Genomic DNA, 12,088 nt, shown 5'->3' with positions numbered 1-12,088 from the left:
AACGCGCAAGCTAGCAGCTTTCCAAAAGCATCCGAGCAAGGCTGCGATAGCGCTCGGCCATTGCCGAGTCGGGAAGCGCCGCCACAACGGTCTTGCGAAGCTCTTCAGCTTGCTGAACCTCCGGACTTCGAGGCAAAGAAGCAACCAGGGAAGTGCCCATCTCCGCACAGGCAGCCTCCACCGTAGCGCGCTCGTCCTTCACGTTTCGCTCGTTCAGGATAACGCCGCGCACCCGAGCGTAGCCCTTGTTCCGGTACGCCGCTACGGCTCGGTTTATGTTGTCCGCAGCATACAAAGCCATCATCTCCCCCGATGTCACGATGTACACGTCTTCGGCATAACCGCCGCGTATGGGCATGGCGAACCCTCCGCACACCACGTCGCCCAACACGTCGTACAGCACGAAATCAGGCTCGTAGGTCTGAAACGCCTTCAGCTCGTCAAGGCGCTCGAACGCCGCGATGATGCCCCGGCCCGCGCACCCGATACCCGGAGGAGGACCGCCCGCCTCAACGCACAGCACCCCCGTATCGCTGCGCACCACGATATCCTCCAGCTTCACGTGCCCGCCTTTTTCCTTGATGGCATCCAAAACCGTAAGGATGCGAACGCCCCCCGTCAGGTTCTTCGTCGAATCCGACTTGGGGTCGCACCCTATCTGCATGACCGTGAAGCCCTGCTCTGCAAGGGCGGCGGAAACGTTCGACGTCGTGGTCGACTTCCCTATACCGCCTTTGCCGTAAAATGCTATCTTCTTCACCGACTCGCCTTCTTCCGCACCATAGTATGCTCTATCGTCGCGAGCGCCGCAGAAAGGGCGTCCGGTCCCACGGCGGGCGCCGGATTCGTCCAATACAAGCGGCTGGAAACCGCAACGTGGGGAACGCCCACGTACGCCACCTCGCAAGGAATGGCCTCCTGAAACAATGGATCGCCGATCACCACGTCGTACCCACGATCAACAACGTGCTCGCAAAATTCACCTTCGCTTGAAAACGACCGGTCGCCCTCGAGCATCAGCTCGTCGTCCATACCGAAGAAGCTGGCCACCGTGCAGTCAGCGCCCGAAACCTCTCGCATCAGGCCGGCGCGAAAGGCGTTGGCCCATACTTGCTGGCCGACAATCAACACCTTCACGCCGCATGCCGGTTCGCACGGATTCCCGACGCCGCCCAAAGGCTTTGCCGAGAACTGCGCTTTCCAAGAATCGGAAGACGCCTGAAAGCCATCGGGAGCCATCCATCCCGCACGGCAAGGCCCCACGGGCAAGGCGCACGTCCAAGGCGTGCCGAACGTTTGCTCAAGCCAGCGGGCCGACGCAAGGGCAGCCACCGAAACAACCACGTTGACGTGCGCCTCCGCAAGACGCTCGACGTCTTCGAGCGAATAGTCCATGCCAAGCGTGCAGATCACTCGGTAGCCCTCCCTCTCCACATGTTCACGTAAAACGGAAAGCTGATCGGGCCCCCAAAGATCAAGCGGTATCGCCCCTAAGATGTTCGCAGACGGGGCGACGCTTCGAGGAGCCGGCTTCGCGTAGCGCCTGCACAGCTCCATCATCACCATGCTCGCACCGCGATCGTAGGCGGTCATGCCCGTGGTTTCGAACGCGAAGCAAGGCAAAGACAGCCGATCCTCCAAAGCCGCAGCAACCGCTTTATGATCCGTGCCGATAATCGCCGCTGCCGGGCTGGCGAGCAAGGCGAGGTATCGAGAACCTTGCAGCCCCTCTATGAGGGGAAGCGTTTCCTCCAGGAACTCCTCATCCCCGAATATGGCCCGAACATCCCGCAGCCCGCTCGAAAGCACGAGCGAGGTTTTTTCGAAGTAGCGCGGCTCATCGTAGCCAGCGCAATTGGCAAGACACCCGCTTGCTCCGTTCACCACAATGGTTCCCTGCAAATCGTACAGAACCGACACCGCTCCCGAATAGTCGGGGGCAAAGGCCGGCAGAACGTCGAAATAATGAAGCCCGTCCATGTGCTCTCCTTCTTGGGCGCCCGCCCTGGAACAAACGTCGCCGCGCACGCATTCGCACAATGCGACAAGCATGCCCGACGCTCCTACACCACAAGGCTGCTGCTGGTCAGAGCAGCCTCGAACCCATCGGATACCTCGCAAGGGCGCACCAGCATGCGCAACAGCTCGACACCGCCCTGAAAGCCGAACAGCGGCAATTCGAATCCTATATCGGCGTACTGCGTGCAATTCGAGTAGTACGCAGCATCCAATCCCACCGCCACATCCACTTCAGGAGCCGTTTCGTGCATGAACAGAGCGCGTCTCGACTCGGGCGGCAGCACGACGATCTGAGGGGCCTTTTGCTGCAACCACGAAAGCTGCTCCATGCACGTGCGCGAAAGAGCGTTCGCATACACCGACTCGACCCTCATCCCGCACTCCGTCAAAAACCGAGCCAGCTCAAAAGGGCTTGCCAAGTGGGACGAGCCCACGGAAACGCGCAGACCCTTCAAGCGGGAAGCAAGCAACCCGATCTCCGCCATGGCCTGGTCGCGCGCTTGCTGCCAGGAAAGCGCGACCTCCAGCTTCTTCTCAAGGCGTTCGTAGCTTCGAGCTACCAAGGAGGGCAGCACATGAAGAGGAAAGCGAAGGCTCTCCATGCCCAGACGATCGTGCAAGGAATCGCACGCGATCGCCGCCGCGTCATGCGCAACCAAGTTCAAGCGGGACGCCGAAAGCGCCTGGAACTCCTCGTAGGTTGCGCAATCGGCCACGTTCGCCAATCTATAGCCCGCCCGAGCAAGCACAGCATGGGCCTCCGAAGACGGATGCACGTTCGAGAAGATGCCGCACAAGTTCAGAATCGCAGGCTGGCCGCCCGCCCCCGAAGAAGACGAGGAAACGTTGCCCTGCTTCGAAGGTTCCAAAAAGCTGTAAACCGTGCGCAACGCCCGAGGCAACGGCGGCAGGGATCCTTCGCTTCTGATGGGGTTCATAGCCGAAACCTGCACCGGCAGCCCGCAAGCATCCTGCACGTCCGAAGCGATCAGATCGAAATCCGAACCCAGCAGATCGTCGATGCAGCTGTACACAATGGTAAGGGCACTGGGCGCATATCGATCCACGATGAAGCGCGCGGCATTCGCCACTTGGTCCAGATGCGATCCAAGCGACACCGCCTCATCTTGAACATGCAAGGCATGGATCCTCGCGCGATCGCGCCCGTGAAGATACGCCGCCACCAACCCGTGCCGGCCGCAGCCCTGAGGGGCAACGAACAGAACATGGCTTCCGGGCACCAGGCATGCAACGCGAGGAATGCCGTATCCTCCCGTCGCAGGCGAGTAAAAGCACAGATCGGATCCTTTGTTGAGCAAGAGAGGCTTCCCTTCGGAATCAACCTTGATCTCCGTAATAGGAATACCCTTCGGGGGCAGCGACTGCGCATCGAGGCAAGGGGCTTTCATCATGTCCTCCTCAAGGGAATAACGGCATCGTACGCGCGCCCGTCCTCAACGCAGGAGAGCAACTGCGCGTCGACGCCGTAATACTGGGAAATGCTCCGGCGGTTCAGCATGTCTTTGACCGGCCCGCAAGCATGTCCCTCGCGTCCGATCAGCAAAGCCTGGTCGGCAACGCGCAGGGCATGCGCCGGATAGTGGGTATTCATGACGATGGAAAGGCCGTCCTTTGACGCCAAGCGCTCTACCAGGTCAAGAACGTGGATCTGATTGCGCATGTCCAAGTTCGATTCAGGCTCGTCCATGATCAGCACAGAAGGCTCCTTCACCAACGCCCGAGCAATAAGGACCATCTGCAGCTGCCCGCCCGAAAGCTGATGGCACGAGCGCCGCGCAAGCGAGGCGATGCCCATGCTCTCGAGCAAACCTTCCGCACGAAGGTAGTCGTTCTTCGAAGGCGTTCTTCCGAAAGCAACGTACGACGAGCGCCCCATGACCACAAGATCGAGCACGGTATGGCTGAACACCATGCTGCGAGCTTGCGGGACGTAGCTGATTTCCTTCCAAAAATCAGCCGCAGACACGTCGCGTACCGGCCGATCGCCAAGAAAGAACTCCCCTTCCGTAGGAGAGAGAAACCGCATAAGGCAACGCAAAAGCGTCGTCTTCCCCACGCCGTTCGAACCCAAGACCGCCAAAACGCTGCCAGCCGGAACTTCGAACGAAACATCCTGGAACAAAGGGCTTCCGCCCGCATAGCAAAACGCCACCGATTTAGCCCTAATCACTCCAAGCACCCCCGGTTCGCCGCAAGAGGACCGCGAAGAACGGCGCTCCCACGATAGCCGTCAGAATAGACAGCGGTATCTCGGCCGGCGTTGCCGCACGCGCGCCCGTGTCGATGAGGACCATGAAAACCGCGCCGACCAGAACGCATGCGGGCAAAAGAAACTTATGGTCGTTCCCGGTCAGCATGCGAGCAAAGTGAGGAACGGCCAACCCCACGAACGTCACTATGCCGCATATCGAAACGGTAAGAGCGGCGATGACCGTAGCCGCCGAAATGACGACAAGGCGCAAACGCTTCACGTTCACCCCCAAAGACACGGCTTCGTCTTCAGGCAAAGAGAGCACGTTGAGTTTCCACCGAAGGCACCACAGAACGCCGATGCCGGCGATGATGGCGGGCCCAACGGTAATCACGTCGGTAACAGACGTTCCCGCAAGACTTCCCATCAGCCAATACGTGATCGCCGGCAGCGTGTTTTGCGGATCGGCCACAAACTTGACCAACGAAACGAGCGCCTGGAACACCGCGCCCACGATAACGCCCGACAGCACCAGCGTGAGAACGGTGCTCCTGCCTCTTCTGCGGCTCATGCCGTACGTGCAGGTTATGCCCGCAAATCCAAACAGGATGGCCATCACCTGGACCGCAAGCGAATCGCCAACCAGCAAGATGCCCAGAGCGGCACCGAAGCCGGCGGCAGCCGATACGCCCAAAATATCGGAGCTAACCAAAGGGTTCCCGAACATCGCCTGTAACGACAATCCGGCAACCGACAGCCCCGCTCCAACGATCATGGCCATAAAAAGCCGCGGGATCCTGATAGAGAACAGCACGGTGTAGGTCGTCTCGTTCGCCACGGGTTGCCCCGCCAAAACGGAGAGCAGTTCGTCAAGCGGAATGCCATAGCGCCCGAGGCACAAGGCCAGCGCTGCCGACGCAAGCAAAACGCCGATCAGGGCCCCTTGCATCAATCGCTGGTAGCGAATAGATTTGAACTTCATTGAACTCCTTGCAAACGTTGCGCAAAAAGGGATGCCCTGCATCTGCCGGAAGCATCAGCGGGCATCCCGAATCGCATGGTCAGCTATTTGGTGTTGCTGCTCTTGTACTGCCAATCAGCACCGCGAGCGGCTTCCGGATTGGAGGAAAGAACGCCTTTTACCTGGTCGTCAGATATATCGTAAGAATAGAACTCGTTGTAGTACGCCTTGATCTCGGCTTCCATGTCGTAGTCGAACAGATCCGGGTACAGCGTTTCGGACATCCACTTCAACATGAGCGGAGCGTCACCCGAAGGAGGGAACCAGCGATAGACTCCGATAGGCTCTTTGTACACGCGGCCCTCGCGCACTGCCTTCACGTTGCTCCAATCCTGTCCGGGGACCGTGTTGTTGTATAGATCCTCGGGCATGGTTTGGGAAAACGTGGTGATGATGATAACGTCGGGGTTCCATTCGTAAATCTGCTCCATGCTGATAGCGGGCGTGCCCGACAGCTCCGAGGCAACGTTCACGCCTCCGGCTGCGTCGATCCACCCCTGCCCGTAGTGGCCTTGGGCAGATGTGGTGATCTTCTTGTCATCGTGATTGAACAGGAAAAGCGTCCGGGGCTTGTCCTTCTCGTCGATAGAGGCCGTCTTCTGCGCGACCTCCTCCTTCACGCGTTTGCCGTAGTCGACAACGGCATCCGTCTTGCCCGTGCTCCCGAACATGCGGCCCATGATCTCGACCCATGAATCGAAGGTCACCAGGGCATCTCCGTCGCCTTGGGTCTTCACGCCAACGATGGGAATCCCTGCGGCTTTCATGGCGTCGCGCTGGTTGCCGTACTCGGCCCAATACATCACGGCATCGGGCTTGAGGGCAAGCAGCTCTTCGACGTTGATCTCGTCGCCCTGAACGAAGCTGCTGGGAACGTCAAGCAGATCGGGGTACATGGCAGCCATCACGGAATCTTTGATGGCGCTCGCTGAACCGGGGTGCATTCCGACCAGCTTGTCAAGCGGCTCGCCCGTAACGGCGTACACGCTGGGAAGCGGCAACGCCGTGGTAACGAAACGATCGATAGATCCGGGCAGTTGCTGCTCTTCCCCGTTTTGGTCAACGACGACTATCGGCTCTTTTTCGCCGCTGTTTTCAGCAGCTGGATCCTGGGGCGCAGAGCACCCCGTAGCGAACAAGCCTACCGCAGCAGCCAGAAGAGACAGCTGCACTATGCGCTTGGGCATACGACAACCTCCTAAAAGTTAGTTATAGTTAACTTCTTGAGATTATCCTAATGTCCGGTCGTTGTCCAGATGCGCTAGTCAATTCTGGGAAAGTGCGTCGATTCGACCCGCAACGCCCTGCGTTACTGGTACCGCAGCGACTCCACGGGATCGAGCTTTGCGGCGCGCCGAGCCGGGTAGTAGCCGAACACCACGCCTATGAGCACGCACACGCCCACCGCGCCCAAAACAACCTGAGGCGCCAGCACGGGCGCAACGGCCATGCCGGGTTGAACCACGCCGATCACGCTGCCCAGGCCCCACGCCGCCAAAAACCCGAACACGATGCCGAACAAGCCGCCCGTAACGCACAGCGCAACGGCTTCCAGCAAGAACTGCATCGTGACGTCGTGGCGACGCGCGCCCAACGATTTGCGCAGCCCGATCTCGCGTATGCGCTCGGTCACGTTCGTCAGCATCATGTTCATGATGCCGATGCCTCCCACAAACAGCGATATCGAAGCAACCGACCCCATGAGCAGCGAAAACGCCGACATCATGGTTTCCATCTGCTTGATGATGGAATCGAGCGAGGTCACGTACACGTCGCTTTTCTGCAAATTGAAGTACCGTGCAACGTAATCTTGGGTAGTCTCGACAAGCCGGTCCATGTCGGTGCCTTCCCGAGCGGCTCCGATAATCTGCGATACCCCGCCGCCCGCGCCGATACGCGTCTGCGCCGTGGTGTACGGCAGGTACATGGTCATGCCGCCCGACATGAACGACGTGGTGTCGAGCACGCCCACCACCGTGTAGTCATCGTTTCCCAGCCGAACGGACTTGCCCACGGCCTGCACGTCGGCGCTGCCGAAAAGATCCCTGATGGAGCTGCTGTCGATCACCACAAGGCGCGCTGTGCCCGCCTCTTCGCTCGCAGTGAAGAAGCGTCCCTCCTTGAGCTTCGAGCCGGTCACCTCGAAGTAGTCGGGCCGCACGCCCACGATGTTCGCGGGAGTCTTCTTGCCGTCCGATTTCGCAACTTCGGTAGACGAGTAAGATGCGCCCGTAATGGTTTCGTATTCCGGCATGCCGGAAGCAAGCTTGTCCAGATCGTCGAAGGTCACGCCCTGAGGCGCATAGGCGCCGATGGAAACCTGCCGGGCCTGGCTGAACCCAAGCTCGCCCATGAGCATGTTCTGGACCCCCGCTATGAGCGAGGTCATGGCGATGACCGCGGCGATGCCGATCACGATGCCCAAGATGGTAAGGAACGAGCGCCCCTTGTTGGCCGACAGGGCATGCCAGGTTTCGTAGAACAAATCCCCGATCTTCATCGTGCACCTCCCGCCAAGCTGACATGCGGGCCGTCGTAGAGCTTGCCGTCCCTGATGTGAACCACGCGGTCCGCATGCGCGGCCACGTCGGGTTCGTGCGTGATGAGGACGATGGTCTTCCCCTGGTCGCGCAGGCTCTTGAACGTCTCGAGCACCATGTCCCCCGTTGCAGTGTCCAGGTTGCCGGTAGGTTCGTCGGCTAAGATGAGCGCCGGGTCGTTCACCAGGGCGCGCGCGATGGCCACGCGCTGCATCTGGCCGCCGGACAGCTCGTTGCTGCGATGGTCGTACAGCCTTTGATCAAGCGAAACGCTGCGCAGCGCCGCATGCGCGCGGGCGGCGCGCTCCTTGCGCGGGCAGGCCGTGTACACAAGCGGCAGCATGACGTTGCGCATGACCGTAGCGCGCGGCAGCAGGTTGAACGACTGGAACACGAAGCCCAAACGCGTCGCCCGAATCTCGGCCAGCTCGTCCTCGCGATACGCCGCCACGTCGACGCCTTCCAGCAGATAGCGCCCGCGCGTGGGCGTGTCCAGACAGCCGAGCAGGTTCATGAGCGTCGACTTGCCCGAGCCCGAAGGTCCCATGATGGCAAGGAACTCGCCTTTCTCGACCGAGAGCGACACGCCGCGCAGGGCATGGGTGAGACCCGAAGCGCTCTCGTATATGCGATGCAGGTCAACGGCCTCTACCACGAAGCTCATGGCGCTATCCTATCGCCACGGCGTCGGCGGAAACGCCGGGCGCCGCGCTCGAAGCCCCTTGATCGCCCGCAGGCGCCAAGGATCCGATGACCACGTTTTCCCCAGCTTTGACCCGACCTTTCACCACCGACGTCAACCCGTCGGACGCGACCACTTCCACCGAGCGCTGCTCGACGGCCTGCGTTTCGGGATCGGTGACCACCATCACGAAGCTCTTGCCCGAGCTGTCCGACTGCACGGCCGAAATGGGAACCTTGAGGGCATCCTCGATCGTCGTGGTGGTGATGGTGGCCTTCGCGGTCATGCCCGGCTTCAAGCGAGGATCGGGCTGCGCGATCAGCAGCTTGACCGCGTAGGTGACGGCCCCGCCGCCTCCGTACGAGGCGCCAGCCGACGCGTCGCCCGCGCCCGCCGAGGTGGTGGCGATCTTCACCACGGTTGCAGGCAAGGTGAGGTCGGGTGCCGCCGTGAACGTGACCTGCGCCGTCTGGTCGGCGCTCACCTTGAGGATGTCTATCTCGTTGACGTTGATGGAAACGGTCATCTGCGACAGATCGGCTATCTGCACGGGAGACACGGGGTTCGCCGCCGAAGTGGATCCCAGCGCCTTGCCGGGCTCGATGTTCACGGCTACCACGCTTCCGGCGATCGACGAGGTAACGGTGCGCTTGTCGGCGCGCGCGACGGCTTCGTCATAGGTGGTTTGAGCGCTCTGCAACGCAAGGTTCGCGCTGTTGAGCGCAATCTCGGCCTGCCTGATGGCGGAGTCCGCTCCGCCTTCGTCGAACGTGGGAGCCGCGGCCGGAGCCTGCGGAGAAGACGGAGCGGTCGCGCCCGGCGCCGCGCTGGCCTGGGCATCGGCGAGCGCCTGAGCCTGTGCGCGCGCATCGGCCACCGCCTGCTGCCCGGCCGCTTTCGCGCGGTACGCTTCGTTCACGGCGTTTTGCGCTTGCGCCACGCCGTTGCGCGCTTCCTCGATGCCGCGCGCAGCTTGGGAAACCGCCTTGTCCAGTTCGGCGTTCACTACCGTGAACAGCGTTTGGCCGGCTTCAACGCGATCGCCTTCGGAAACGAACACCTCTCCTACGATACCGTCCACCTCAGGCGTAGCGCTCACAGACGAAATGGGCTGCAGGCTTCCTGAAGCGGTAACGGTATCGACGAACGTCCCCTGCTCGATCGGGACGGTTTGAGGGGCCATGCTCTCAAGCGCCTTGGCCGTTTGATCGGCAACGTACCAAGCAAGCGCGCCCATCAAAACTACGACCGCAAGCACGGACACCGACACGCCGATGATGATCTTCCGCTTGCGCTGCTTCTTGCGCTTAGCCTTGAGGTCATTGAACGCCTGCATGTCGGAAAGCGCGTCGGCGTCGACGAGAGCATCGGGCAGCGGCGGCAGCACGGCCGTGGTCTGAGGCGAAGCGGGAACGAACGCCGCAGTATCGTCTGCGCCGAACGAACCCGCGGGAACGAAAGCGCTGTTCCCGTCTTGGCGATTGCCGTGTTTCATCGCGAACCTCCCTACGCGCGAAGCAAGACGTCTTCGCGCAATACCTTCTCGCTACAGTATAATTTGATACAGAATACGCGATCACCGCGGAAAAAAGAAGCGCGAAACGGCGTCTTGGGCAAAAAGAAAGTGGTTTCATGGGAGATTTCTCCAACAAAGTGTTCGACACGGTGCGCCACATCCCGCGCGGCAAGGTTGCCTCGTACGGCCAAGTGGGTCAGCTGATCGGAGCCCCGCGATCGGCTCGCTACGTAGGCTACGCCTTGCGGGCGAACCCCGAGCCCGGGGCCGATCCCGCGTGCATTCCCTGCCATCGCGTGGTGTTCAAAGACGGAAGCCTGTGCAAGGGCTTCGTTTTCGGAGGCCCCGACGAGCAGCGAAGCATGCTGGCAGCCGAAGGCGTCGAATTCGAAGACGACGGGCGCGTGAACATGAAAGCCTGCCAATGGGACGGCCGCATGCAAGATGCCGGCGCCGACGTAGAGCCCACCCGCCCTCCCGCCGATTTCGATTGGAAAGCCGAGCTGGGAGAATAGAAGCCGCGCTTCGATGCCGAGCAAGCGTCGACCCGACTTGGACGCTCGCTTCAAGCGAGCGGAATGCAGCGGCCTCCGAACGTCTGGGCGCGAATGGGCACCTGCGGTAGCGTCAACGGGCGAACGCCTGAGCCACGAACTGGGCAACTCGCAAACCGTCGCATGCGGCGCTCATGATGCCGCCCGCGTAACCCGCGCCCTCTCCGCACGGATAGAGGCCCGTCCCGCCGTCCATGGGGGACTCTTCGGCTAGAAGCGCCTCGCAACCTTCGCCGCGCACGATGCGAACCGGGCTTGAACTGCGCGTTTCCACGCCGGTCATAACGGCATCCCGGTCTGCGAACCCCGCGAGCTTGCGGTCCAGCACCGGCAGCGCGGACGCAATCGCATCTGCAACGAACTCCGGCAGGCACTCCCGCAAGTCGCACCACGCCACGCCGCGCGCGTACGTGGGGCGCACCGACGAACCGGGACCCGCCGAGCGGCCCGCAAGGAAATCCCCCACGGTTTGAGCGGGCGCCTGATACGGATCGCCGCCCGCTGCGCACGCCGCCCGATACGCCGCGCGCTCCATATCCCGTTGCAGCTTCACGCCCGCAAGGGGATGATCCCCCTCGAAGTCCTGCGGGCCCACGCCCACCAGCAGCGCGCTGTTCGCATTCTCCCCGTCGCGCGCGAACCGGCTCATGCCGTTCACCACCACGCTGTCCGGCTCGCTTGCCGCGCATACCACCTGGCCGCCCGGACACATGCAGAACGTGTAGACGCTGCGTCCGTCGGGCAGATGAACGGCCAGCTTGTAGTCCGCCGGGCCGAGTGCCGGATGAGTTGCGGCATCGCCGTACTGAGCGCGATCCACCGCCACTTGAGGATGCTCGATGCGCACGCCCACCGAAAAGGGCTTCTGCTCCATCTTCACGCCCGCAGCATGCACGACCTCGAAGGTGTCGCGCGCCGAATGCCCGCACGCCAGCACCACGCGCCGCGCAGGCACGCGCGCGCTCCTTCCCGATTCGAGCACGTCCACCGCCGCAAGGGTCCCGTCCTGGAAATGCAAGCCCGTCAGCTGCGCGTGGAAGCGCACCTCGCCGCCCGCCGCGACGATCTGGCTGCGCAGCTCGCGCACCACGTCCACCAGCAGATCGGTACCAATATGGGGTTTGGCCTGCCACAGGATTTCCTCGGGCGCGCCGGCGTCCGCAAACCAGCGAAGCACGTGGCGCGCCAGGGGGTTCTTGATGTTCGTGGTCAGCTTCCCATCGGAAAACGTGCCGGCGCCGCCCTCTCCGAACTGGATGTTCGTCTGCGGGTCCAAATCCGCGCCCGCGTCGAACGCCGCGATCGTCGCAAGCCGCTCGTCCACGTCCGCCCCGCGCTCCAGCAGAAGGGGCCGCAAGCCGGCCCGTGCCAGGTACAGCGCGCAGAACAGGCCCGCCGGACCCGCGCCTACCACCACGGGGCGCGGCTCGCCGCTCGCCTCGAACGTCGGCCCGAGTTCCGGAACGGCAAGCGGCGCATAAGGCTCGTGGCGCTTCACATGAGTGCCGGAGGAAGCTCCCGCGCTCGCCCGCGAGCAGGCTTGC

General features: G+C 62.0%; 11 protein-coding genes. 1 reads left to right on the top strand and 10 read right to left on the bottom strand.

Going from position 1 to position 12,088, the window contains the following annotated elements:
* Positions 1 to 10: 10 nt before the first annotated feature.
* From ACMNI9_RS09180 to ACMNI9_RS09140, 9 genes are all read right to left on the bottom strand, one after another.
* Positions 11 to 760, bottom strand: a complete 750-nt coding sequence (locus ACMNI9_RS09180) for an AAA family ATPase (RefSeq protein ID WP_225748806.1) — start codon at positions 758 to 760, stop codon at positions 11 to 13.
* A complete protein-coding gene (locus tag ACMNI9_RS09175; RefSeq protein ID WP_418831735.1) occupies positions 757 to 1,980 on the bottom strand; it encodes a nitrogenase component 1 in 1,224 nt (407 codons plus the stop codon). The genes ACMNI9_RS09180 and ACMNI9_RS09175 overlap by 4 nt, the downstream gene beginning before the upstream one ends.
* Before the next feature lie 83 nt (positions 1,981 to 2,063).
* A complete protein-coding gene (locus ACMNI9_RS09170; RefSeq protein WP_418831734.1) occupies positions 2,064 to 3,431 on the bottom strand; it encodes a nitrogenase component 1 in 1,368 nt (455 codons plus the stop codon).
* Complete coding sequence (locus ACMNI9_RS09165) at positions 3,428 to 4,210, bottom strand: ABC transporter ATP-binding protein (protein WP_181792550.1); 783 nt, start codon at positions 4,208 to 4,210, stop codon at positions 3,428 to 3,430. Before ACMNI9_RS09165 ends, ACMNI9_RS09170 begins: the two co-directional genes overlap by 4 nt.
* Positions 4,203 to 5,213 carry a FecCD family ABC transporter permease gene (locus ACMNI9_RS09160; protein WP_216528892.1) on the bottom strand — a complete coding sequence of 337 codons (1,011 nt, stop codon included), beginning with the start codon at positions 5,211 to 5,213 and terminating at the stop codon, positions 4,203 to 4,205. The genes ACMNI9_RS09165 and ACMNI9_RS09160 overlap by 8 nt, the downstream gene beginning before the upstream one ends.
* 83 nt (positions 5,214 to 5,296) lie before the next feature.
* A complete protein-coding gene (locus ACMNI9_RS09155) occupies positions 5,297 to 6,439 on the bottom strand; it encodes an ABC transporter substrate-binding protein (RefSeq protein WP_114566779.1) in 1,143 nt (380 codons plus the stop codon).
* A 122-nt stretch (positions 6,440 to 6,561) separates the two neighbouring features.
* Positions 6,562 to 7,752, bottom strand: coding sequence for an ABC transporter permease (locus ACMNI9_RS09150; RefSeq protein WP_418831733.1), 1,191 nt, complete (start codon positions 7,750 to 7,752; stop codon positions 6,562 to 6,564).
* Positions 7,749 to 8,456 (bottom strand): ABC transporter ATP-binding protein, encoded by a 708-nt coding sequence (locus tag ACMNI9_RS09145; protein WP_114566777.1) that lies wholly within the window; start codon positions 8,454 to 8,456, stop codon positions 7,749 to 7,751. The genes ACMNI9_RS09150 and ACMNI9_RS09145 overlap by 4 nt, the downstream gene beginning before the upstream one ends.
* Positions 8,457 to 8,460: 4 nt before the next feature.
* Positions 8,461 to 9,969 carry an efflux RND transporter periplasmic adaptor subunit gene (locus ACMNI9_RS09140; RefSeq protein ID WP_418831731.1) on the bottom strand — a complete coding sequence of 503 codons (1,509 nt, stop codon included), beginning with the start codon at positions 9,967 to 9,969 and terminating at the stop codon, positions 8,461 to 8,463.
* A 137-nt stretch (positions 9,970 to 10,106) separates the two neighbouring features.
* Between ACMNI9_RS09140 and ACMNI9_RS09135 the strand changes: the two genes are divergently transcribed.
* Positions 10,107 to 10,505, top strand: coding sequence for an MGMT family protein (locus ACMNI9_RS09135; RefSeq protein ID WP_418831730.1), 399 nt, complete (start codon positions 10,107 to 10,109; stop codon positions 10,503 to 10,505).
* Positions 10,506 to 10,617: 112 nt separating this feature from the next.
* Here the strand turns inward: ACMNI9_RS09135 and ACMNI9_RS09130 are convergent.
* A partial coding sequence (locus ACMNI9_RS09130) for an NAD(P)/FAD-dependent oxidoreductase (RefSeq protein ID WP_418831728.1) occupies positions 10,618 to 12,088 on the bottom strand: 1,471 nt, incomplete at its 5' end.

The sequence above is a fragment of the Paraeggerthella sp. genome, assembly GCF_048427265.1.
Taxonomy (GTDB): domain Bacteria; phylum Actinomycetota; class Coriobacteriia; order Coriobacteriales; family Eggerthellaceae; genus Paraeggerthella; species Paraeggerthella hominis.
This window is presented reverse-complemented; position numbering and strand designations above follow the sequence as displayed.